Genomic DNA, 23,154 nt, shown 5'->3' with positions numbered 1-23,154 from the left:
CGGGAAAGACTCCCGAAGAACAGGGCGCGCCTATAGGTCAGGACGGGGTCAGGGTCAACGGGCGGAATCGGATGAGACGGCGGGTAGAGGATTGGTTCCAGGTGGATACGAATGCCCACACGAGGCAATCGACCACCCTCCCTAATCCTCTCTCGCGAAGGGGAGGTGGCGCCGAAGGTGACGGAGGCGGCGGAACACGCAACGACTGTCACCCTTTCCTCCCCCTCCGTCTGGCAAGGGCCAGCCACCTCCCCCTGGCGGGGGAGGATTGGCGCATTGCTTCTACCGCGACCGCGCTCCCAGTACCGCGAGCAACGTCTTCTCGAATCGTGCGGGGTCCTCGACCTGGGGCGAATGGCCCAGCCCTTCGAGCATCACCAGATTAGCATTCGGCATCTGCTTCACCGCGCGGGGCGCGACCGCAGGGATCGCTTCCAGGGACTTGCGTAAGTTCGCAGGCGCCTGCGCGCGACCGAACGCGGTCTTGTCGAGCGTACCAACGATCAGCGTCGTCGACGGCGTTATACGGTAGAGTTCGTGTGCGACCGGCTGCGTCCTGATCATCTCGCTGGTCTTGGCCTGCGCCAGCGCTACCGTATCGCGCCCTGCCCCCTGATACATGCCCGCCTGCATCCAGACCCAGCGATCGTAGGAGGGCTTCCACACGCCGTGATAATAGTTCTCGAGCTGATACGCCTTGATCGACGCGTAGCTCGTCTTCTTCTCGCCCGCCCACAGCGTGTCGACGTCTGTATAGGGCACGCCCTCCTCGCCGCGATCCTTAAGACCGAGCGGATTGACGAGCACCAGCTTCTCGACCAATGCCGGGTACAGAATCGCGTACCGCATCGCGAGCATGCCGCCCATCGAATGCCCGACGATCGTCGCCTGCGTGATCCCGCGCGATTCGAGCAGCCGCTTGGTGAACGTCGCCAGCATCTCGAAGCTGTATTGCGCCGCGCGGGGCTTGGACGATTTGCAGAAGCCGATCTGGTCGGGAACGATCACCCGGTAGCCGACCTCGCTCAGCGCCCGCACGGTGCTGCCCCAGGTCGCACCGCAGAAGTTCTTGCCGTGGAGCAGGACGACCGTGCGGCCATTGGGACGCTGCGGCGCGATATCCATGAAGGCCATCTGCGCAGGTGCGCCGACGATATCGACGTCCATTGTCTGGACGGGCCATGAATAGGTAAAGCGTTCGAGCTGAGGTCCAAGGTCCGGCGCCTGCGGTACCGGGCCCGCCCCCATGAGCAGCGCCGCGACCGGCAGCGCCAGCATCGTCAATCCCGCCTTCATATGATTACGCTTTCCTGCATCCAACGAGATGGCTTCGGGGTTAACGAGCAAATTACGGATCGTCCAACGCGTGATCGTCGCGATCATGGTTCCCGAACGAATTCCACGCGAGACGCTTGCCCTTCCCGAAAACGCTGGGTAAGGGGCCCGTCCGTGTAGGAGTGTAGCTCAGTTGGTTAGAGCGTCGGTCTCCAAAACCGAAGGCCCTCGGTTCGAATCCGAGCACTCCTGCCACCCCCTTTAAATTTTCGGCAAAAATTGCGGCGATCGCGCTCGCCGCTTTCCTGCGTCCATCACGATTGCAGGAATTGCATTCCTTGATGCATATTGCGCACTTGAGAAATCGTCTGCTGCGATGCACAACACTCAGGCCTTTCAGGCATCCTCTCCTAAAAACTTTTACGGCCGGTCTTGTACCGGCCTTTTTTTTCGTCCGCGTTCGGCGTAAAGGCTGTGTGCCGTCGTCAAGCCGAACGATAAATAGAAACCGTGGGAGCGGAGCCGCCGGTCAAACCGGCACCGGCAAGACGATCGTGCGGGGGATCGAGTGACCCAAGCGCTCTCCCCCGCCACTTCTTTGCCCATACGCTACTTCTCCGGCTCTCGCCCTGCCATCTACCGGCATGCTCCGCTCCCCCCTCCTGCCGTGCACTTGCTTTCACCTGTGACGGCAGCTATCTGCCGCGCTTCCGACAGCGAGGACGGACCTGCCGCCGCGGCCCTTCACAGGGAGCGGCTAGTGGGTCTATGCCTCGCATCTCAGTTTCTCAATCAGCGGGTTCGAAGAACATCGTGGCGAAGACGTCCCCCCTCGAATTCATCCAGCAGGTCCGCAACGAGACCGCGAAGGTCACGTGGCCGACGCGTCGCGAGACGGTCATGACCGGCGTGATGGTGGTGATCATGACGACGATCCTCGCGCTGTTCTTCCTGGGCGTCGACTCGATCCTGCAAGCGATCGTCTCCGCCCTCCTCAAACTCGCTCAGTAAGCAAGGTTCCGTCATGGCGCGCTGGTACATCATTCACGCCTATTCGGGCTTCGAGGGCAAGGTCCGCGACTCGATCATGGCCGAGGCGACCCGGATGGGTCTCGAGCAGCTCGTCGAGCAGATCGAAGTCCCGACCGAAACCACCACCGAAGCCCGTCGCGGCAAAAAGATCGCGGTCGAGCGCAAGTTCATGCCGGGCTACGTACTCGCCAAGCTGAACATGAACGACGACGTGTATCACCTCGTGAAGAACACGCCGAAGGTTACAGGCTTTCTCGGCAGCATGGGCAAGCCGCAGGCGATCAGCGAGGCGGAAGCCACGCGGATGCTGAACAGCAAGGAGGAAGCCGCCGCTGCGCCCAAGCAGAAGGTCAAGGTCGACTACGAGATCGGCGATCAGGTCAAGGTCCTCGACGGTCCGTTCGCGACCTTCAACGGGCTGGTCGAAGAACTCGACTTCGACCGCAGCCGCGTCAAGGTTTCGGTGTCGATCTTCGGGCGTGCAACGCCTGTCGAGCTGGAATTCGAACAGGTCGAACGCAGCAAGTAAGGCCAATTCGCACGGGATTAGCGCACGCTAATCCCGTGCCCACGCCAGCCCGGCCGGCGGGCCACCGGCACGGCCGACGACGCGGGATTTACCCCCGGGTCGCGCTTTGGGAATACAAGCCGCTCCTAACGTCCGCTCCGTCATCCTGACGAAAGTCAGGATCCAGGATTACGGAGCGCTGGTCTGCTTGGCTCTGGGTCCTGACTTTCGTCAGGATGACGGAGAAAGGCGAGTGCCCCGCCCCGAGGAGCGCACTTCGGCAAGGCGACGCCCAGCCAGATCCAAGCGCCTCAAAACCGCACGCTATCCGCCACCGCCTGAGCCACCGCAACGCTGCGGTCGTAATAATACAAGCTCGGCGCCTCGTACGTGACCAGATACAGCTTCCCGCCGACCACCGCACCGCGTGCTTCGCCGCGGCGCTGCAGCGTCTCGTTCTGTTTCGAAAACGTGTACGTGAAACGCACGCCCTTGTTACCGGCGAACTGGATGGGCGCGATCGTGTCGATCGCCATCGACGACGCGTCTCGCGCGATCCGGTAGCTGTTCTCCAGCAGTACCGGGATGTCAGTGATCAGCATCGTCGCCGAGACCTTCGGCAACGGCTTGTTCTTCCTGTCGATCTCGCGGAACAGCGGCCTGCCGGGCTCGATGCCGCCATAGAAACTCAGGTCGTTCAGGTCGTCGCCGTCCTGCGTCCAGGTTTCGGCGTTGCGTCCGGGCCGTTCGGACAGCTTATTCCACTCCGCGCTCGGCTGCACGGTCATCGTCGACTTGGCGACGGCAATGCGTTCGCCGGCGGGAATAAGTTTGTTGCCGGCCGCGACGGGGGCCGCGAACAAGAGCGTTGCGACCGCGGCAAGTGCGGCGAGGATCTTGGACATGGTCATCCTTCTTACGAGATCAGCGTGTTACGAGATCAGCTTGGCGATGAGTGCGGCGTCGGTCGCGGCCGGTTTGAGACGGAGATAGTTGGCGAGAGCAGCCTGACCCTTGGCAACGCGCTGGCTGCGGAGCAACGCTAGGCCCAGGCCGCGATATGCCTCGGGTGGCGCGTCGCCCTTGCCGACCGCCTCCTGGTAAAACTGCGCGGCGCTGACGAGATCGCGGGGATTGCCGCGCTCGCGGTACAGGTCGCCGCGGGCGCACAGCAGCGACGTCGTCCAACCGGTACCGTCCGCCAAAGTGGCGAGCAGATACTCGCTGCCGCCGAAGTCGTTGAGCTTGATCTGGTCGTTGAGGAATATCGGCAGCCACTTCGCCATCGCCGCCTGATGCGTGTCGACGGCCGCAGGCTTGACGTCATGCGCCTCGATCGAGGCCGCACGGAGATAGGTGGCGCGCGCCAGATCGGTCGGATGAGTGGCGAAGACACCGGCGACGTATTTGTGTTGCGCCCTGCCCCTGCGGCCGATCGCGGTCGCATCGGCCTCGCCCATGACGTGCTCCCAGACGTCCGCAGCGGCCGACGACGGATATTGCGAGCGCGCGAGATACTGGAAGCCCGTCATGTCAGCCTCGCGTTCCTGGTCGCGGCTGAAAGCATACATCTGGCCGACCATGGCATATCGGATGTCACCGCTGTTGCGAACGAGGATCGACGCCCACGCCATGAGGTCGGTGCCGGCGCGGTGGCTTTTGAAGTCCTTGAGCGAATGCCGGAGTTCGAAATGCCCGAACTCGTGGCCGAGGATCGCGCCGAGTTCCGCTTCGTTGCGGACACGAAGCAGCAGTCCGGTCCACACCACCATTGCGCCGTTGGGCGTCATGAACGCGTTGAACGCCGGCACCTCGTCGATGTAGAGCCGGACCGATCGGCACCGGTCCTCCCCGACGGTCCGGCACAGCACGCCGCGGACATAGGCGTTGAGCGCCGGATCCTTGACCAGCGACCGGGAGTCTCGCTGCGCCCGCTCGCGCTCGTCCGCCTCCATCCATATCCCGCGTTCATCGACCGTCGTCGGGGTATAGGCTTGCGTGTAGGTCGGAAGCGGCGGGCGCTTGTCGGCAGCGAGCGCAGACGTACCGATCGCGGTCGCGAGCAGAAGCCCGACCATCGGGATCCGCATGTCAGTGCGCCGAAGCGATGGGGGGAGCGGCTGCAACGGCAGTGACCGCCACCGGAGCTTCAACCGGCTTACCCGGGAAACCCTCCAGCAACTGCCGCACGCGCTTGTCGGCGCCCTCCGCGTCGCGGACATCGCCGCCCATCTGCATGTCCGCGTTCAGCCAGACCAGTTCTCCCATACGCAGATCGACCAGCCCGGCGAATCCCTTGTGGACGCCTGCGGTTACGCCGACGCGCGCCATCGCCGCAAAGACCTGCAGCACCTTCCGCCCGGTCGAACCGAAATGATCCTCCGTCGTGATGAACAGCGCGTAGTCGGCCGCCTCCAAACCGGGGAGTGTTCGAACGTCGGGGCCGAGCCCCCATTCGAACTGGTCCTTGCGCTTCTTGGTCGGCAGGCGGTTACCCTTGAAGAACTGATACTCGATCACCGACGACGCGACCGCCCCGAACAATTCCTGATACTCCGCGACCTTGGCCGAACTCGCGCCGACCGGCTCGACATACCCGACGACGCTGTTGCCGAGACCAGCCTGCGCCTTGGCAAGCGCCGCGCCGATGTTCTCCTTCGCCTGATCGGTCCAGTCGGCGTTCGGCTCGTACATGCCGCCGGTCGACTGCGCGCCGACACGGATCGAAGGTCGCATCAATACGATCCGCGCAGTTCCCGGCCGCAGTACGAAACCAGGCTTTACTCCCGTTTTCTCCTGCGCATGCGCCGGCGCAGTCGCCGCAATCACGGCCATCAGCGCGACAACAATCGCGCGGCAAAAAGCGATCATACCCACCCCTGTTCTCGGATGCCCCCATCCGGTTCCCGGCAATACTATAAGTCTCGCGCGCCGCCTGCCGAGAGTTATTCGGTTCAAAACGAGTGCTATCGCGCTTCGTCGCCGGCCGCGCGTTCAACGGACGCGTCTGAAACACCATACTTTAATAGCGTTTTCGCCAACGCCGTTATCAAGCGGAAAAACCAGGCCATATATCGGCAAGCAACGCATCAACACGTCTACTTCGATCTCGGACCCACCCGGAAGTAAAAATATATATTTCAAATCGGCCCTACTACGAGCCGGCGTTTCGCGGTCGTAGATCTGTTAATTATCATCGGGTTGTCACAGGCATCCCGATTTTCCCCAAACACCGTGGACTACTTTCACGTCAAATTAACCATCATCGGTCATACTACGCTAACATTTGTAGGACAGTCCGCGTACAAGACGTCGGGCAGCTACCAATACGCGCCCCGAATATGACGTCCCGCGTATCCGGCAAACTCTATCTAGCTTAACGCGCATGCAACCGTATTCAGCGATCCGCCTACAGGAAATGACTGATGCCCTTGACGAACATGGCCCTTAAAACATCGCACATCCACAGCGATCACTTGCGCTCGGGCAATGTAGGGGCTCGCCCTTCCCCGGATGCGATCGAAGTCGGGCATCGCATCTTGTTTCTTGATATCGAGAACGCGGCGGCTAATGGCATTCATCGTCAACTCGAAGAGATGGGCCACAAAACCGCATGGATCGGCCTGCCCAGCGAAGAACGTGCAGGGCTCGCGTTTCAGCCTGACCTGATCGTGATGAACCCGGACGCTTCGATCGGCAATCGTCACGCGTTTATTGCCTTGTTGGACAAAGAACAGTTTTCCGGGACGCTGACGCTGTTGCGCCCAAGCGTGCATTTTCGGGATGCCATCGCCTTGGCGGAACAGTCCGGCATCGATCATGTCGACTGGTTGGACGCGCCCTTTACCGCGCAGGACATTGCCGACCGGCTGCCGCACATTGCCCGGCAACCGCATGACGGCGACATCGGCGACCGCCACTTCCTGTCGTGGCTGATCCAGCAAGGCCGCCTGCTGCCCAATCTCACGCACGAATTCCATGAGAAACGCAGCCTGCACGACGACAGCATCGCGGGCTACGAAACGTTGACGCGGTTGCGCAATCGGCCGTCGCTCAACCCCGAGCACATCTTCGCGCCCTCGACGATCCTCTCCCTGGAGATCGCGGCGACGTTGCTTGCCGTAGAAGCCGCAGCGCGTCTACTTGCGGCGTTGCAAGCCGAAGGCAGACCGGTGCCGGTCGCGGTGAATTGCAGCGCCGCGGTGCTCGCGCATCCGGACTTCATCGCCGCGCTGCCGATCCTGCTACGTCGCCATAACGTCGCTCTCGGCATGCTGGGGATCGAACTTACCGAAATCAGCTATTCGGGGCTCGATGGCCGCTTGCTGGAAAACATGCACGAGCTTGGAACGATGGGCATACCCGTCTCGCTCGACGACTTTGGCAAGGGCGCGACCAACTTCGACCGCATCTCCGACCTGCCCGTTTCCGAGGTCAAGGTCGACAGGAAGATCTTCCAGAAGTGCCTGAAGGGCGAGTTTCCCGCATCGCTGCTGAAGGAGATCATCGATTACTGCCGAAGCCGGATGATCGGAACCGTGATCGAGGGCATCGAGACCGTGGACGATCTGGCCCTGGCAAAATCCCTCGGCGCAGACTGTGGGCAAGGTTTCTACTGGGGAAAGCCCGTGCCGCTTGAAAGGATCGTACCCCGTCATGGCGCCTGACAACAGGTTCGGCCGCTTTATCGGCCAGACGCTCGACGAGGCGGAGCCCGTCGCTGCGAGCCCGGTCGAAGACGAGCGGCCATCGATGCGGCTGGAAATCCGTGAGGTCGACGGGCTCGACCTTGCGCCACCGCTCGTCCTGACGGGTGCGTGGGCCTGGCTGCTGTTCCACGAGGCGGGCGAGCTGATCAGCTATTCCGACGGCTACGCCACGCGGTCCGCGTGTCACGCGGCGGCCAAGCAGATCGCCTGGCCTGTCGACGTCTTCGAATAACGCGGCACGCCGGACCAAATTACTGCCTCCAAGGCACCGCGAACGCTAGTTGCCGCCTCGCGCGTTTTGGGCTATGCGCGCCAGCTTCCACTGTAATTGCTGGAAATCTGCGGGAGGTCGTCGAGAGGTGGCCGTCATCACCGCTAGACTCACCGGGTGGCTCGCTTACGCGTTCGCCGCCCTCATAAAGAGAGTGACATGGCTAAAAAGATTACCGGATACATCAAGCTGCAGGTTCCTGCAGGCGAGGCAAAGCCTGCGCCGCCGATCGGGCCTGCGCTGGGTCAGCGCGGCGTCAACATCATGGAGTTCTGCAAGGCGTTCAACGCCGGCACGAGCGAACTGAAGAAGGGCATGCCGATCCCGACCGTCATCACGGTCTATGCGGATCGCTCGTTCTCGTTCGAGACCAAGACCCCGCCTGCCTCGTACCTGATCAAGGAGGCCGCCGGTCTCAAGTCGGGTTCGAAGGAGCCGGGCAAGGTCGTCGCCGGCAAGATCAAGCGCAGCCAGCTGAGCGAGATCGCCACGACGAAGATGAAGGACCTCAACGCCAACGATATCGACGCTGCGACGAAGATCATCGAAGGCAGCGCCCGCGCAATGGGCCTCGAAGTGGTGGAGGGCTGAGATCATGGCTAAGCTGAGCAAGAAGCAGAAGGCCGTCACGGTCGACCTCGTCAAGCTGCACGGCATCGACGAGGCCATCGGTCTCGCACGGTCGGGCGCCACGTCGAAGTTCGACGAGACGATCGAAGTCGCGCTGAACTTGGGCGTCGATCCGCGTCACGCAGACCAGATGGTCCGCGGCGTCGTCACGCTGCCCAAGGGCACCGGCAAGACCGTCCGCGTCGGCGTGTTCGCCCGCGGCGCGAAGGCTGAAGAGGCTCTCGCAGCCGGCGCGGACGTCGTCGGCGCCGAAGACCTGATGGAAATCATCCAGGGTGGCACGATCGATTTCGATCGCTGCATCGCGACCCCGGACATGATGGGCATCGTCGGTCGCCTCGGTAAGGTGCTGGGTCCCAAGGGCCTGATGCCGAACCCGAAGCTGGGCACGGTGACGATGAACGTCACGGCCGCCGTTCAGGCAGCCAAGGGCGGCCAGATCGAATACCGCGTCGAAAAGGCCGGCATAATCCATTCGGGCATCGGCAAGGCGTCGTTCCCGGCGGAAGACCTGCGCGCGAACTTCGACGCACTGGTCGACGCAGTGGTCAAGGCCAAGCCGACCGGCGCCAAGGGCAAGTACGTCCAGAAGGTCGCGATCTCGTCGACCATGGGTGCGGGCATCAAGGTCGATACAGCCGAGGTGGCTGGCGCCTGAGCCGCACGTGGCTAGCGCAAGCTAGCCACGAGACGGCGAGCGCCCGGCCGGCGCGGGCAACCGCGACCGACGAGGACGGGATTTACTCCCTTCCTGCCGCGAAGACAGAAAAGGGCCGGGAGCGATCCCGGCCCTTTTTGCGTGTGGAGCAGACCGGTCGTTCGACGAACACCCCCTTCCCCACTCCCGTCATCCTGACGAAAGTCAGGATCCAGGGTTACGGACGGTACCCCATGTGGCTCTGGGTCCTGACTTTCGTCAGGATGACGAGCAGTACGTGATCCGCGCGAACGGCACCGAGGCTTGTTTGCCCGCGAAGGCGGGGACCCAGACTGGGCCCCCTCTTCGCGGGAGAACAAGGAAGCGTGGCCCGCCCGCGATCACACGCGTCACCCCCGGCACCTTAACTTGACTCCCACGCCAATTCCGCTAAGGCGCACCTTCGTTCGGCGGGCTTGCTCGTCGAACTCCGTCCGAGACAGTGGGTGCACAGGGTTTGCCGGTGCTTAATCTCCCACCTAGACGGGGAATGAGATTTTGCGGAGCGTTTCGTACGCCTGCCCTCTCCCATGCCCCATCGACGAGACACCCCGGAAGCGCGGGTTTGTCTGCGCCTCCGGTTAGTAACCGGGTCCACTGCGTAAGCGGTGAACTCGTAAAACGTGGAGAATGGCATGGATCGTGATCAAAAGACCGCGGCCGTAGCCGAGCTGAACCGCACCTTTTCCGAGGTCGGCGTCGTCGTTGTCACGCGCAACCTCGGCCTGACCGTCGCACAGTCCACTGTGCTGCGGAACAAGATGCGCGACGCCGGCGCGACCTACAAGGTCTCGAAGAACAAGCTTGCCAAGATCGCAATGGACGGCACCGACTACAGCTCGCTGGGCGACATGCTCACGGGTCCGGTCGGTCTGGCCAGCTCCATCGATCCCGTCGCGGCTGCCAAGGTGGTCGTGGAATTCGCGAAGACGAACGACAAGTTCGAAATCGTGGGTGGGGCGATGGGCGCGACGACCCTCGACGTCGACGGTGTGAAGGCGCTCGCAACGCTGCCCTCGCTGGACGAACTGCGTGCCAAGATCGTTGGCCTCATCGTGGCACCCGCCACGAAGCTGGCAACGATCACGCAGGCTCCGGCAGCGCAGCTCGCGCGCGTGCTTTCCGCCTACGCGGAGAAGGAAGCCGCCTGATCTTGCAGGCCTTTCGTTACCTTTTTGAACTGATGGGGCACGAGCCCCGAGATGGAGATTTATCATGGCAGACCTGAACGCGCTCGTTGAGAGCCTGAGCGAACTGACCGTTCTCGAAGCAGCTGAGCTTTCGAAGCTGCTCGAAGAGAAGTGGGGCGTTTCGGCCGCAGCAGCGGTCGCAGCACCGGCAGCAGGCGGCGGCGCAGCCGCTCCTGCAGCAGAAGAGCAGACCGAATTCGACGTCATCCTGACCGGCGACGGTGGCAAGAAGATCAACGTCATCAAGGAAGTCCGTGCGATCACCGCGCTCGGCCTGACCGAAGCCAAGACGCTGGTCGAGTCGGCTCCCAAGGCCGTCAAGGAAGGCGTGTCGAAGGACGAGGCCGCCAAGATCAAGGCGCAGCTCGAAGCAGCCGGCGCTACGGTTGAAGTTAAGTAAGCCGCAGCGGGAAAGACGATCTAGCCACGGCTAAATCGCATTCCCGCAAGGCCGGCCGGCGGCATTCATGCCGACCGACGAAGCAGTGGGCTCTGCCCCTGCTGGCCGCAGCTAAAAAAAAGGGCGACCCCAGCAATGGGGTCGCCCTTTTTCTGTTTGGTGATGGCCTGTTCCATACCCACACCCACGTCTCTTGGTTCGTCGGTCCGAAGCAGCGCCCGCGCGGAAGACCAAGGCTTCAATACGAGCCTTCGATACGCTTCTACGAAGCTACTCGGTCTCTACTCAGCACGAACGGGGATGGGCACGAACGGGAATGCGTACTGCCCGCGGTGTCACCCCTCTAACGATCGAACGTCACGGCATGGGGACGCGCGGCGACAGTCGTGTACATCCGTGCAGGCGCATCGAGCCAGAACGGCGCCAGCTTGGCCGAGTCCACCCGCTCGATGCCGACCACCCATGCGCGGGCCGTCTGCGCGTCGTCGCCCGCCGTCGCGTACAGGATATTGGTCGCGACGACCGGCACGAACATCGGCCGGTTTGCAGCGGTCATGGTTCGGATCGCGTCGCGCGCAATCGCGGTGACGGTACGGATCGTACGCGTCTCGCCCGGCGCGAGCGCGAATGGAGCACTTGCTGGACGAACGACCGGCGCGGCATTGAAAGCCGCGAGATCGACGTCCTGGTCGGCATGCGCGGTCAGCAACGCGATGCCCGCCCGGATACCCTCAGCGGGCGCAGTCCCGGTGTTGGTGACGACCATCTCGCACTCGACGGTCGCGCTCAGCAGGTTGAGGCCGGCACGCAAGGGACGGAGTTCGCAGGTCAGTCGCGCGCGCGGGGCGGCGGGCGGCGTGGGCGCCGCCTTTGCTCTTGGCTCAAGGAATTTCGGCCCCGCCACCGGCATGGCAGCAGCGGCCGTGGGTGCGACGACAGGCGCAGCGGGAGCGACCGCCGTCGGGGCTAGGACAGGTTCAAGGACGACGGGCTCGGGAGCCGGCTCGACATAAGCCTCTGGTTCGCGACTGCTGCGCGGCTTGCGACGGAGCGCCCATAGCGCGCCGAGAACCACGATTATAGCGGTAAGCGATAGCCATAAAGGCATCGCCCTGCTCGCTTCCGGTGCAGAAAGGGTGGATTCCGGCACGGCTGTTGGCGTCGTAGTCGTCGGCGCGATCGGTGTCGGTGTCGTCTCGGTGACCGCGGTCGGAGCCGACTGGGGAGCGGGCTCGGGCGTCGGCCTCGTGACGGGAGCCTGCTCGACAGGTGTCGGCGCGCGACTCGACTCGGCTTCGGGAACGCGCGATCGGGTTGTCGGCTCCTCGGTTTGGCGCGTGGTTGCCCGCTCGCTCGTCGACCGTTCGGTCGTTGCCCGGCCGGTGGCTGCCCGACCGGCGGTCGCGCGTTCCGTGGCAGGGGTAGTGGTCGGCAGGACGATCGTCGGCGCAGCGGGAACCGGTATCGACGTCGCGTCGGGGGTCTGCTGCGAACCGGGGGCCTGCAGGCGTTCCAAGCCGCGAACGGGGGCCGCTGGCTCGGTTTGCGCAGCCGCCGAAGTCGCGGCGGCACCCACGACGGTCATGGTGGCGAGCAGGGCGGCCAGCGCCCCGCGATCGGTCGTCATCGTCGAAATCCCCTGCGCGCGGGTCGTCGCGGCGTTGTGGGCGGGGGAGGCTGAACGGAGTCCGACGGCAACCCGCGATGCGACGAGTTGCGACTTGGGAGCGGTGAACCGTGGCGAGGCCGTAAGTGACCGACCGCGGCCAAATCGTGATCCTCCCCCTGGCCGGGGGGGGGATCAGCGGATGCGGATTACTTTGGTGCGATGACCATTGCCCCACCCTTCATGACGAAGCTGGGATGTTCGAGCTGGCGAACGTCCGTCAGCGGATCTCCGTCGACCGCGATCAGATCACCGAACCGGCCACGGTCGATCGCACCGACGTCCGCGGTTCTGCCTAGTGCGACCGCGGCGCTGGAGGTGGCGGCCTGGATGGCCTCGATCGGCGTCATGCCCCATTCGACCATCTTGGCAAACTGGAGCGCGTTGTTGCCGTTGGGATAGACGCCACCGTCGGTGCCGAACAACATCCTCACCCCGGCGGCATGCGCGGCGCGGAAGGTCTGGCGCTGCTTGAGGCCGACCTGGCGTTCCTTCTCCAAGCTCTCGGGGAAAACGCCGTTCTTGGCGCCCTCGGCAAGGATATAGTCGTCGTCGTAGATATCCATGTCGAACCACGCGCCACTCGCCTTGGCGAGCTTGAACGATTCGGCGTCGGCAAGGCTCGCGTGTTCGATCGTATCGACACCGGCGCGAAGAGCGTCGTTGATGCCCTCGACACCGTGTGCGTGGACTGCAACCTTCATGCCGAGCATGTGCGCCTCCTGGACGATCGCCTTGATCTCGGCGAGGCTGATTTGCTGCGCACCAACGCTGTCCGTCTTGGAGAGGACGCCGCCGGTCATGCAGACCTTGACCACCTCGGCGCCGTATTTGCGGATCGTCCTAACGGCACCGCGGAACTCGTCGGGCGTGTTGGCGATCTGTGGGTGCGGGACTTGGATTGAGGGCGGATATTCGGTCGCATCGCAGTGACCGCCGGTCGCGCCGAGCGCGTAGGTGGCGGGGACGATCCGCGGGCCGGGGACATAGCCGCGCTCGATCCCCTGATTCAGCGCGACATCGTCGTAGTTGGCCGAGCCGACGTTGCGTACGGTGGTGAAGCCTGCGTCAAGCGTCTTCCGCGCATTCGCCACGCCGACGACGGTCCAGAAATTGTCGGTGAATTCGAGCTGGCGGTAGCCGCTTAGCGTCGGGTCGCTGGTCAAATGAACGTGCATGTCGATCAGGCCCGGGAGCAGCGTCCGCTCACCCAGATCGACGCGGTCGGCACCGGCCGGCACCGCATCGCCCTTGCGACCGACCGTGGTGATGCGGCCATCGACGATCGTCACCTGCGGGTTGTCGACTCGCTTGCCCCCAAGGACGTCGATCATGTGCGCAGCGGTGACGACGACCGTCTTTGCGTCGGCGGCGGCGGCGGTCGTGGCGAGCAGCGTGGCGGCTAGAATTCTGGCGATCTTCATGGAGGTGTCCCCTTCCCCGAGTAGCGCTTCGTGTGCGTCACCGTTGACGATCGGGCAAGAGGCTCCAACTGCCTGTTGCCTCCTCGCTAGGGGGGATGGAAAGCTGCTCTTGCCCTATTCTCGACACCGGTACAGGCCATCGGGGATGCTTCCGACGATGAGATCGCCCGTGATGATGCTTCGATTTCTTCCGTTCTGCGCACTGGCAGCCGCCCTCATGCCCGTGGCTGCGCGGGCCGACCCCGCGCCGTTCGACCTGACCGGGCCGACCCTGCGCGTCGCCGTGACGCATGGGACGACGACGCTGCCGATCGCGCGGGTGCCCAAGCTCGCGACCGGCGACCGCGTGTCGATCGCGGCGGATCTGCCAACCGGCAAGAAGGACGATGGCGCGCGCTATCTGCTGGTCGCGGCGTTCCTGCGGGGTGCGACCGAGCCGCCGCCGAAATCGTGGTTCTTCAAGGCCGAGACGTGGAAAGAGAAGAAGAACGCGCTCGCGTTGAAGGTGCCGGAGGGGGCGCGGCAACTGGTCGTGTTCCTGGTGCCGGAGAGCGGCGGGTTCGATGCGGTCGTGTCCGCAGTGCGCAAGCAACCGGGCGCGTTCGTACGCGCGGTGCAGGATCTCGACCAGGCGTCGCTCGATCGCGCGCGGCTCGATGCGTTTCTCGACGGGATCCATGCGCTGGAGCGGACGCGGCCCGAGCGGATCGAGGCGGTGTCGCCGTTGCTGTCGCGCAGTCTGGCGATCAAGCTGAAGGCGGAATGCCTCGATCTGGCGGCGGACCTGCAAGCCTCCTGCCTCACGCAAAGCCGCGATTCGCTGGTGCTGGCGGATGGTCAGAGCTCGACGCTGGCGGATACGCTGGTCGGTGCGCCGACCGATCTGGCGTTGCAGTTGAGCGCGACGCCGGAGGGCGGGCTTGGGTATTACAGCCCGTATATCGGCGTGGTGCGCGATCTGGCGAAGATCTTCGGCGCGTTTCAGTCGACGCAGTTCCGGTACATTCCGGCGCTGGCGCGGGCGCATGACGATCGGCTGGCGCTGCTGCTGAATGCGGCGCCGTCGTTCGCGAGTCCGAAGTCGGTGATGGTGGTCGCGATGCCGGTGATCGAGACGGGTGCACCGCAGACTCCGACGATGCGGCGGGCGGAGGCGGATCGGCTCGTCTGTGCGGCCCGGCCCGATCTGGTGCTGCCGGTCGAGGGCGCGCCGCTGATCTATGCGACGAAGTTCGCGCACGACATGAGCTTGCGGGTCACGACGCCGCAGGGTGGCGTGGTCGAGCTGCCGGTACAGGCGGATGCCGAGCGTGGCGGCTATGTGCTCGACCAGGTCGGCATGCGGACCGCCGGGCTTGGCAGCGTGACCGATGCGACGTTGCATGGACGCTGGGGGTTCACGCCGTTCGACGGGCCGCGGTTTCGGTTGCAGGTGCCGCGCGCCGGTGGATGGACGATGGTCGATACCGATCCCGAGAGTCTGGTCGTGGGTCGCGACAATGCGGTGGCGTTGGCCGGGCCGACGCCGAGTTGCGTCGAGGCGGTGACGCTGGTGAGCGATGCGGGTCAGGTGCCGCTCGCCTGGACGACGACGGGGGATCGGATCGGGCTGACCCTGCCGCTGGCGAAGACCGCGCCGGGGAAACTGTCGCTGCTGGTGAAGCAATATGGCGTCGAGGCGCCGGACAAGATCGCGCTGACCGCGCTCGCCGAGGCGGGGCGGATCGATGGGCTTACGCTGTATGCCGGCGATGCTGCGGGGACGCTGGCGGGGACCCGGCTGGATCTGGTGGCGTCGATGACCGTCGACGGCGTGGCGTTCAAGCCGGGCGAGGTCATTCGGGCCGACAAGGTGGATCGGCTGGGGTTGGTCGCGGATACGGCGCCGGCGTTTGCGGCGGGTCAGGCGAAGACGGCGCTCGTCACGTTGACGGATGGGCGAAAGCGCTCGGTGAAGTTCGTCGTCGCGGCGGCGCGGCCGAAGGCGACGCTGATCGCCAAGAGCGTAGTGGCGCCGCCCTCGCCCGGGCTTCCCATCGTGCTGGTGGGCGATACGGCGATTTCCCAGGGTGCCCGGCTGACGTTCTCGCTGCGCGCCGAGGGTACGCGGTTTTCCGCTGGCGATAGCGTCGAGATAGCGACGGCGGATGGCAAGATGAACACGAGTGTTTCGTCGGGGCGCGGGTTGACCGTGCAGGACGATCGGATCGCGGTGGCGACGGTCGAGCCGGGCAAGGCGCTTGGCGTTTCGGCGCATGGGCCGCTCAAGTGGCGACTGGTGCAGAATGGGGTCGCGGGCGACTGGGTGCCGTTGACGACCCTGGTGCGGGTGCCGGGTGTTACCGGGGTGACCTGTGCGGAGACTTGCATGCTGGCGGGGACGGATCTGTTCTTGATCGAGTCGGTGGCGGCAAATGCGGGGTTTGCGGAGGCGGCTCTGGTGTCGGAGGGGTTTACCGGGGGGGCGTTTGCGGTGCCGAAACCGGTTGGGGGGATGCTGTATCTGCGGTTGCGGGACGATCCGGGGGTTACGGCTACGGTGGCGGTGAAGGGCTAGCGTCCGACCCTACGATCCTCCCCGGCGAGGGGGAGGTGGCTGGCTCTTGCCAGACGAAGGGGGAGGTAAGCGAAACCGCCGCTCCGTGTCCTCCCCCCTCCGTCGCCTACGGCGCCACCCCCCCCTGGCGGGGGAGGATTTCTCCCCAAAGACTCAGGGGATCAGCCGGTCGGCGCGGAGTTGTTCGAACAGGTCGAAGAACGCGTCGTCCGTGGGCTGGTATTCCTTGAATCCGAGGCGGCGGCTCTTGCCCATGTCCGTCACCACCTCGATCGGGCGGCCGAGATCGGCGTCGGTGTGCCAGGGCGACGCGAGGCGGGACAGATCGGCCTCCGCGAGGCCTTCGCGGGCGGCGATCTCGCGCCAGATGCCGGCGTCGTCCTTCATCTGGTCTTCGAGCGTCAGAACGGTGCCGTCGAACGGTGCGGCCTCGATCCCGAACCATTCTGCGATGCGGCCCCACATCCAGCTCCAGCGGAAGACGTCGCCATTGACGACGTTGAACGCCTCGTTGCGCGCGGCTGGCGTGGTCGCGGCCCACAACAGGTGATCGGCGAGGAGGCTGGCGCTGGTCATGTCGGTGAGGCCGTTCCACTGCGCGGCCGAGCCGGGGAAGCGGAACGGGCGGTCGGTCTCGCGGCACAGCGTCGCATAGACCGCGAGCGTGGTGCCCATGTTCATCGCGTTGCCGACCGCCTTGCCGATGATCGTGTGCGGGCGGTGGACGCTCCAGCCGAAGCCGTCGCGCTCCGCCGCCTCGAACACCGCGTCTTCCTGCGCATAGTAGAAATTCTCGACGTCGAGGCGCCCTTGTTCCTCGCGGAACGGGGTCTGCGGGAGAACGCCCTTCCCGTACGCCTCGAACGGTCCGAGATAATGCTTGAGCCCGGTGACGAGCGCGACGTGGCGCACGCTGCCGCCGGGGCTGAGCGCGCCGAGCAGGTTGCGGACCATGCCGCCGTTGACGCGGATGTTCTCCGCCTCGCTGTCCTGGCGCGACCAGGTTGCGATGAATACCGCATCGGGCCTGATGCCGGTCAGGGCCGCCTCCAGGCTTGTCGGATCCTGCAAGTCGGCGGCGACCGGTTGCACGCCGTCCTGTTCGGTCGGCCGCCGCGCGAGGCCGTATACCGCCCAGCCCGCCCTCACCAACGCCGCCGCGGTCGCGCTGCCAACGATCCCGCTCGTACCCACTACCAATGCCGTTCCGGCCATGTGCAATTCCCGTATCTGGTGATGATCTCGTCGAAGTCCCAAACGCGCCGAATTTTGGAAGGGGTCCACGGCGTCCCGTTTGCGGTGGCGGCAGGCGGGCACTTGTCGCTATGGGGCGCGGATGACCGCATCGGATCTCCAGAGCCTGTTCGTCACCAACCTCGTCCGGTACAATAGCGGCGATCGGCGTCGGTGGCGGCTGATCGTCGGCGACGTGAAGGTCTATAGCCTCGCGACGCACGCGCATTGCAACTGGGCGGTGACGCCGTCGGGCAGCGCGAGCGAGGTCGACGCAGTCGAGCGGCTGGCGGACCGGCTGCGCGAGGATCATCCCATCATCACCGCCGGCTGACGGCTTTCTTTTACGCAGGAGTAGACCATGGCGAAGCAATATTGGGCGCAGATCATCGAACTCGACGAGGAGATGACGGCGGCGACGATCCCGGGTGCGACGGATCACGAGGATGCGGCGGATTCGCTGGTGGCGGATTTCGTCGGCGCAATGGGCGGCGAGATCACCTCGGGCGCGGTCCGCGTCTGGGTGCAGGGCGGCGTCGAGAAGGTCTATGACTGGAAGGCCGACTTCACGATGCCCGACATGGACGAGATGGGCGACGAGGACGAGATGGAGGTCGAGGGTGAGATTGAGCTGACCGAGCGGGTTTGATCGACCTGCGCCCCTCCCTGAAAGGGAGGGGTTGGGGGTGGGTCGGCCGATTGGCGGACGTCTTGCTTCCCAAGCGGCCTACCCACCCCCGGCCCCTCCCTTCCAGGGAGGGGTGAAAGTCAGGGGACGGTTTGACCCGCCGGCGCGAGTTCGTGCCATTCGTGGCCGTCGTGCGAGAGCAGCGCGTCCGCCGCGGCCGGGCCGAGCGTGCCGGCCTCGTACGGCTCCGGAATGCTCTGGTCGGTCGCCCATAGATCGAGGAACGGCTGCACCGCGGCCCAGCCGGCCTCGATCGCATCGGCGCGCTGGAACAGCGTCTGGTCGCCGGCGAACAGGTCGTAGATCAGCGACTCGTAACCGGTCAGGTGGCCGATATTGAACGCGTCGGCATAGCGGAAATCGAGCGCGATCGGCGCGGTCGCGACTTCGAGACCGGGGCGCTTGATGTTGATGTCCATGCTCAGCCCCTCGTCCGGCTGGATCTGGATGATCAGGCGGTTGGGTGGAAGCATGTCCGCCGCGGCACCCGGGAACGAGGCGAACGGCACGGGCTTGAAGGTGATCACGATCTCGGTGTCGCGACAGGTCATCGCCTTGCCGGTGCGCAGGTAGAACGGCACCCCCGCCCAGCGCCAGGTGTCGACCATCAGCTTCAGCGCGACATAGGTCTCGGTATGGCTGTCCGGCGCGACGTCGGCGGTGGCGGTGTAGTCGGGGACGTCGTGGCCCTGCACCTTGCCCGCCGTGTAGGCGCCGCGGACGCCGTTGCGCTTGGCCTGCGCCGGCGAATAGACGCGGACCGCCTTGAGCACCTTGCCCTTTTCGTTGCGGATCGCCTCCGCATCGAAGTTCGCCGGTGGCTCCATCGCGACCATCGCGAGCAGCTGGAACAGATGGTTCGGCACCATGTCGCGCAATGCGCCGGTCGTATCGTAGAATTTGCCGCGGGTGCCGACATCGACGGTTTCTGCCGCGGTGATCTGGACGTGCGAGATGCAGTCAGAATTCCAGACCCGCTCGATCATCATGTTCGCGAAACGCGCGGTCATGATGTTCTGAACGGTTTCCTTGCCGAGGAAATGATCGATCCGGTAGACCTGCGCCTCCGAGACCTTGTCGAGGATTCGGGCGTTGAGATCGCGTGCGGAGGCGAGATCGTGGCCGAACGGCTTCTCGATCGCGATCCGACGGAAGGCGTGCGGGGTTTCGGTCATTAGGTTGTGGTCGGTGAGTTTAACGACAATTTCGCCGAAGAACTTGGCCGGCACCGCGAAGTAGAATGCGACGTTGCCGCTTACCCGCGTCTTGAGCCTTTCGTAGACTTCGTCGTGCGTGAAATCGCCTTTGAGATAGGCCACGCGATCCTTGAGCCTTGCCCAGGCGTCACCCTTCTCGCTGGCCCCCTCGCCGCCCTTCGCGTCGAAATTGCCGAGTGCCTCGCGCAGCGACTGATCGTCTCCTTCGTCGATGCCGACGCCGAGCACGTGGAAATCGTCGCCGACCAGCCCGAGCCGAGTCATGTTGATCAGCGCGGGCATCAGCAGGCGGCGGGTCAGGTCACCGAATGCGCCGAAGATCACGAGCGTCGTCGGCGGGGCGGGCTTGACGGAGTTGCTCACGAAGACGCCTCGGACATGGATCGACCCTTTCTACGGTGGTTCCTTCAAACTGCGTAGCGCGTGCCGATGTTCCCCGCACGCCTTCAGGTCGCGGTGAGGATATTGTCTCCGAACGCGCGCGCGTCGACCTCCGCCCAGTCGAGCTCCTCCTGAAGGCGGCGATAGACGTCCTCGGCCACCTCACCCTTGTCGCGCATTTCGTGGAGCACGACACGCTGGCAGGCGATCATCTCGAGGTGGAGTTCGTCGAATTCGGAGGTAGCCTGCGGATCGTCGGCCTCGGCAGTGACCTTGCCCGCCGCGCCGTAACGGAAGCGCAGGGCGTCCGCCGCCTTGCCTTCTCGCGCCGGCAGGACCGCGAGACCTACGTCGATCAGCCGCTTGCGAGCGGGCGCGATCTCGTCGGCCAGCCCGGTATCCGCGCCGAGATTGAGGCGGCGGATCAGCGGGCCGAGCGTGAGCCCTTGCAGCACGAGCGTACCGATCACGACGCCGAACGCGGCAAGCACGATCAGGTCGCGGCCCGGCACCGAACGCGGCAGCGCGAACGCGGTCGCCAGCGTCAGCAGGCCGCGCATGCCCGACCAGGAGAGGATCATCGACGCGTTCCACGGCGGCGGCTTGGGCAACCAGGACGGCGCGTAGCGATCGGCGATCACGCCCTCCACGAACCGCACGAAGAACACCCACGCGACGCGCGTCACCAGCACGGTTGCAAGGACCGCGCCGGCGAACCCGATCGCCGGCCAGCGCTGTGCGGCGGGCAGGCCGACCAGCACGTCGCGCGATTGCAGCCCCATCAACGCAAACGCGATGATGTTGAGGACAAGCACCGCCGCAGACCAGACTGCCGCGCTCTGCAATCGGTCACGCGCGGGTTGGCCTATCGGGCGACGCTGCGACACGATCATCCCGAACGTGACGACCGCAAGCACCGGCGAGATATGCAGCCGCTCGGCCAGCAGCCAGATCCCGAACGTCACCGCGAAATCGGCCAGACTTGCGCCCAGCGTGCCTGCGAACAGCGGCACAACGCGCAGGTAGAGCCACGACGCCAAGGCTCCGAACACGATCCCGCCGGGCACCGCAGCCGCTAACGCAAGGGGTGTCACCGGCGTGTCGGAATGCGTCGCGAACGCGACCGCAAGCCCGAACAACAAAAGTGCAGTGGCGTCGTTGAGGAGGCTCTCACCCTGAAGCAGCAACAGGCCGCGACGCGGAATGCCGACCTCGCCGAGCACCGCTTCCGATGCGGCGGCGTCTGGGGGCGCGACGATCGCTCCAAGCGCGAACGCAGCGGCGAGCGGTAGTCCGCCCAGCGTCACGCCGACAAACGCAACCGTGCCAGCGGTGACGAGTACGGCGAACACGGCGAGGGACAGTAGCGGGAACCAATGGCGTCGGAGTGCGCGCGGACTGGTGTGATACGCGGCATGCAGCAGTGCCGGGGCGATGAACAGCGCCAGCGCGAGATGCGGCTCCACCGTGATCTTGGGCGCGAACGGCAGGATCGCAAAACCGAGACCGGCCGCCGCCAGCAAGGTCGGATACGGTACGTTCAACTTGCGCGCGAGGACCAGCAGGACCAGCGCGGCGAGCAGGATCGCGTCGAGGCTTTCGAATAATTCCACGGGCACGCAACGGGTGGGAGACGTGGACGGGCCCGCCCCACCGCGCAGGTCAAAAAAAACCACCCCGTGCGTGTCGCACGGAGTGGCCTAGGTTCAGGGAGGAGGTACGCTAGAAGCGTACCGTACGGCGCCGCGAAAGGGGGGGGCACGATGCCGTACAGGATCTAAATGGGTGAGCGCCGTTTTGGTTCAACCCTTGCTGCATCGCACACCAAATATTTTTGCGGGCATGCGGGGTCGATCGTATCACCGACGGTGAAGCACCGGCGCAATCCGGGTCAGAACGGTATCGCGAAGCAGCAGGTGATGGCGCAGCGCGGCGGCGATGTGCAGCACGACCAGTGCAAGCATTACCCAGCCGAGCACGCCGTGCGCGCTGTGACCGAGATGCCCGGTCGCCTTCGACACCGGCAGATACGGAACGTCGAACAGGCCGAAGATGCTCACAGCGCCGGGCTTGCCGCCCGATACCATCATCCAGCCCGTCAACGGCATGGCGAGCATCAGGACGTACAGCATTGTGTGCGAGCCATGCGCGAGCGCGCGCTCCCATACCGGGGTACGCGCGGGAAGCGGCGGCGGCCGGTGTGCCAGCCGCCACGCTATCCGTGCCAGGGTCAGCGCCAGTATCGCGAGGCCTAGCGCCTTGTGCGCGCCCATCCAGCTGCGCAGCGCCGGCACCGAATCGTGCAGCAACCCGACCGCGAGGTTGAGGATGACCAGCAGCGCGATCGTCCAGTGAAACCAGATCGCTACCCTCGAATAGCGATCCGACGAGTAGCGATCCGGACGATCGTGCGCTGCCATGCTTACTTCCTCACATTACAGGCGGACGATGATCAGACGTTGAACTGCGCCGGGGCCGGCATCTGCTGCTGCGGGGTCATGCCGAGCTGCGCCTGACGCGCGAAGATGTCGCGCATCAGCGACAGCGAGAACAGGTGAGCGTAGAGCAGAGGCAGCATGCCCGACTTGCTCATCTTGCGGAGCGCATCGCCGCGCAGATCGATCAGCTTCTCTTCGTTGATCATCTGGAAGCCGCGATAGACGAACGGCTGGTCGGCGCCGTCGGGCTGGATCGTGACTTCGCCGTCCATCAGCAGCTCGAGTTCGCGCAGCTCGTTCATGAAGTTCTGCGTGCGCGCGCCGGCCTGTTCGAACGATTCGTTGAAGCCGAGGATGTTCTTGGTCAGCTCGGTCGGCTGGCCGTTCTCGAACAGCGCATCGCCCTCCTCGAATTCGCCGAGCGCCTGCGACGTGGGGTCGAAGCAAAGCGACAGCTCCTGTGCGTCGGGGTGAAGGCGCGCGAGCATGTACGGGTAACGGCGAACGTAGGCCGGGACGTAGAAGGTGTTCTCGGTCAACCTGCCGTCCTCGCCGACGAACACGTTGACGCCCTCGTTCAGGCCCATCAGCGCGAGCGGGATGGCGTCGTCACCGACCGAGAAAACGATCGGCATGTGGCGCTGGACCAGCGGAAATTCGTCGACGGTGATCGGGATCGCATGCTGGCCGACCAGGAACGGCGCGCTGTCCTGCGGGCGGACCTTGTAGTTCGCGTGCGTGTCGCTCGAAAGCGGCTCGAGGCCATTATAGAAAAGCGGAAGCTGGGCGGTGCTGGCCATTTTACTCTCCGGATCGGTCGGTCGAAATGCCGGTGGCT

The 23,154-nt window shown here is 64.8% G+C and carries 22 protein-coding genes and 1 tRNA gene; 12 read left to right on the top strand and 11 right to left on the bottom strand.

Features of this window, described 5'->3' with window-relative positions; translation table 11 throughout:
* Positions 1 to 282 precede the first annotated feature (282 nt).
* Positions 283 to 1,296, bottom strand: a complete 1,014-nt coding sequence (locus QFZ54_RS00715; RefSeq protein WP_307083469.1) for an alpha/beta fold hydrolase — start codon at positions 1,294 to 1,296, stop codon at positions 283 to 285.
* Positions 1,297 to 1,453: 157 nt separating this feature from the next.
* On the opposite strand from QFZ54_RS00715, the gene QFZ54_RS00710 reads away from it, so the two are divergent.
* The 3 genes from QFZ54_RS00710 (at position 1,454) to nusG (ending at position 2,836) form a co-directional block, all read left to right on the top strand.
* Positions 1,454 to 1,530 (top strand) — tRNA-Trp (locus tag QFZ54_RS00710).
* Between the two features lie 558 nt (positions 1,531 to 2,088).
* Positions 2,089 to 2,286, top strand: a complete 198-nt coding sequence (secE, locus tag QFZ54_RS00705; RefSeq protein ID WP_056047594.1) for a preprotein translocase subunit SecE — start codon at positions 2,089 to 2,091, stop codon at positions 2,284 to 2,286.
* A 13-nt stretch (positions 2,287 to 2,299) separates the two neighbouring features.
* Positions 2,300 to 2,836, top strand: a complete 537-nt coding sequence (gene nusG / locus QFZ54_RS00700) for a transcription termination/antitermination protein NusG (RefSeq protein ID WP_055872668.1) — start codon at positions 2,300 to 2,302, stop codon at positions 2,834 to 2,836.
* Between the two features lie 290 nt (positions 2,837 to 3,126).
* Here nusG and QFZ54_RS00695 read toward each other — a convergent pair whose 3' ends face one another.
* Genes QFZ54_RS00695 through QFZ54_RS00685 form a run of 3 tightly spaced genes read right to left on the bottom strand, consistent with a single transcriptional unit; the run spans position 3,127 to position 5,686 of the window.
* Positions 3,127 to 3,720 carry a hypothetical protein gene (locus QFZ54_RS00695; protein WP_307083466.1) on the bottom strand — a complete coding sequence of 198 codons (594 nt, stop codon included), beginning with the start codon at positions 3,718 to 3,720 and terminating at the stop codon, positions 3,127 to 3,129.
* Between the two features lie 27 nt (positions 3,721 to 3,747).
* Positions 3,748 to 4,905: a M48 family metallopeptidase gene (locus QFZ54_RS00690; RefSeq protein WP_307083463.1), complete on the bottom strand. Its 1,158-nt coding sequence runs from the start codon at positions 4,903 to 4,905 to the stop codon at positions 3,748 to 3,750.
* A gap of 1 nt (position 4,906) precedes the next feature.
* On the bottom strand, positions 4,907 to 5,686 hold the full coding sequence (locus QFZ54_RS00685; RefSeq protein ID WP_307083461.1) for a hypothetical protein: 780 nt from the start codon (positions 5,684 to 5,686) through the stop codon (positions 4,907 to 4,909).
* Between the two features lie 554 nt (positions 5,687 to 6,240).
* Between QFZ54_RS00685 and QFZ54_RS00680 the strand changes: the two genes are divergently transcribed.
* The 6 genes from QFZ54_RS00680 (at position 6,241) to rplL (ending at position 10,712) form a co-directional block, all read left to right on the top strand.
* Positions 6,241 to 7,482, top strand: coding sequence for an EAL domain-containing protein (locus QFZ54_RS00680; protein WP_307083459.1), 1,242 nt, complete (start codon positions 6,241 to 6,243; stop codon positions 7,480 to 7,482).
* Positions 7,472 to 7,756 carry a hypothetical protein gene (locus tag QFZ54_RS00675; protein ID WP_307083457.1) on the top strand — a complete coding sequence of 95 codons (285 nt, stop codon included), beginning with the start codon at positions 7,472 to 7,474 and terminating at the stop codon, positions 7,754 to 7,756. Before QFZ54_RS00680 ends, QFZ54_RS00675 begins: the two co-directional genes overlap by 11 nt.
* 198 nt (positions 7,757 to 7,954) lie before the next feature.
* Positions 7,955 to 8,386 (top strand): 50S ribosomal protein L11, encoded by a 432-nt coding sequence (gene rplK, locus QFZ54_RS00670; RefSeq protein ID WP_031392847.1) that lies wholly within the window; start codon positions 7,955 to 7,957, stop codon positions 8,384 to 8,386.
* Positions 8,387 to 8,390: 4 nt separating this feature from the next.
* Positions 8,391 to 9,083 carry a 50S ribosomal protein L1 gene (gene rplA, locus QFZ54_RS00665; RefSeq protein ID WP_307083453.1) on the top strand — a complete coding sequence of 231 codons (693 nt, stop codon included), beginning with the start codon at positions 8,391 to 8,393 and terminating at the stop codon, positions 9,081 to 9,083.
* Positions 9,084 to 9,757: 674 nt separating this feature from the next.
* Positions 9,758 to 10,273, top strand: coding sequence for a 50S ribosomal protein L10 (gene rplJ / locus QFZ54_RS00660; RefSeq protein WP_055879768.1), 516 nt, complete (start codon positions 9,758 to 9,760; stop codon positions 10,271 to 10,273).
* A 64-nt stretch (positions 10,274 to 10,337) separates the two neighbouring features.
* A complete protein-coding gene (rplL, locus tag QFZ54_RS00655; protein WP_056047577.1) occupies positions 10,338 to 10,712 on the top strand; it encodes a 50S ribosomal protein L7/L12 in 375 nt (124 codons plus the stop codon).
* A gap of 343 nt (positions 10,713 to 11,055) precedes the next feature.
* On the opposite strand, the gene QFZ54_RS00650 is transcribed toward rplL, so the two are convergent.
* Both QFZ54_RS00650 and QFZ54_RS00645 read right to left on the bottom strand, forming a co-directional pair.
* Entirely contained in the window at positions 11,056 to 12,339 is a 1,284-nt protein-coding gene (locus QFZ54_RS00650) for a hypothetical protein (protein WP_307083442.1), read from the bottom strand.
* 188 nt (positions 12,340 to 12,527) lie between these two features.
* On the bottom strand, positions 12,528 to 13,802 hold the full coding sequence (locus QFZ54_RS00645) for a Xaa-Pro dipeptidase (protein WP_307083440.1): 1,275 nt from the start codon (positions 13,800 to 13,802) through the stop codon (positions 12,528 to 12,530).
* A gap of 172 nt (positions 13,803 to 13,974) precedes the next feature.
* Here QFZ54_RS00645 and QFZ54_RS00640 point away from each other — a divergent pair, with 172 nt between their 5' ends.
* Entirely contained in the window at positions 13,975 to 16,359 is a 2,385-nt protein-coding gene (locus QFZ54_RS00640) for a hypothetical protein (RefSeq protein WP_307083438.1), read from the top strand.
* Positions 16,360 to 16,512: 153 nt separating this feature from the next.
* Here QFZ54_RS00640 and QFZ54_RS00635 read toward each other — a convergent pair whose 3' ends face one another.
* Complete coding sequence (locus QFZ54_RS00635) at positions 16,513 to 17,574, bottom strand: SDR family oxidoreductase (RefSeq protein WP_307083436.1); 1,062 nt, start codon at positions 17,572 to 17,574, stop codon at positions 16,513 to 16,515.
* 121 nt (positions 17,575 to 17,695) lie between these two features.
* Between QFZ54_RS00635 and QFZ54_RS00630 the strand changes: the two genes are divergently transcribed.
* Positions 17,696 to 17,926: a hypothetical protein gene (locus QFZ54_RS00630; protein ID WP_056047557.1), complete on the top strand. Its 231-nt coding sequence runs from the start codon at positions 17,696 to 17,698 to the stop codon at positions 17,924 to 17,926.
* A 27-nt stretch (positions 17,927 to 17,953) separates the two neighbouring features.
* On the top strand, positions 17,954 to 18,241 hold the full coding sequence (locus QFZ54_RS00625; protein ID WP_056047554.1) for a hypothetical protein: 288 nt from the start codon (positions 17,954 to 17,956) through the stop codon (positions 18,239 to 18,241).
* Between the two features lie 119 nt (positions 18,242 to 18,360).
* Here QFZ54_RS00625 and zwf read toward each other — a convergent pair whose 3' ends face one another.
* The 4 genes from zwf to QFZ54_RS00605 all read right to left on the bottom strand — a co-directional run bounded on the left by zwf (position 18,361) and on the right by QFZ54_RS00605 (position 23,116).
* Complete coding sequence (gene zwf / locus QFZ54_RS00620) at positions 18,361 to 19,860, bottom strand: glucose-6-phosphate dehydrogenase (RefSeq protein ID WP_307083428.1); 1,500 nt, start codon at positions 19,858 to 19,860, stop codon at positions 18,361 to 18,363.
* 83 nt (positions 19,861 to 19,943) lie between these two features.
* Positions 19,944 to 21,491 (bottom strand): cation:proton antiporter, encoded by a 1,548-nt coding sequence (locus tag QFZ54_RS00615; protein ID WP_307083426.1) that lies wholly within the window; start codon positions 21,489 to 21,491, stop codon positions 19,944 to 19,946.
* Between the two features lie 246 nt (positions 21,492 to 21,737).
* Entirely contained in the window at positions 21,738 to 22,298 is a 561-nt protein-coding gene (locus tag QFZ54_RS00610; protein WP_307083424.1) for a cytochrome b, read from the bottom strand.
* A 32-nt stretch (positions 22,299 to 22,330) separates the two neighbouring features.
* Positions 22,331 to 23,116 carry a SapC family protein gene (locus QFZ54_RS00605; protein ID WP_307083422.1) on the bottom strand — a complete coding sequence of 262 codons (786 nt, stop codon included), beginning with the start codon at positions 23,114 to 23,116 and terminating at the stop codon, positions 22,331 to 22,333.
* Between the last annotated feature and the right edge of the window lie 38 nt (positions 23,117 to 23,154).

Origin of the sequence: Sphingomonas faeni (assembly GCF_030817315.1) — a bacterium.
Taxonomy (GTDB): Bacteria; Pseudomonadota; Alphaproteobacteria; order Sphingomonadales; family Sphingomonadaceae; genus Sphingomonas; species Sphingomonas faeni_C.
This window is presented reverse-complemented; position numbering and strand designations above follow the sequence as displayed.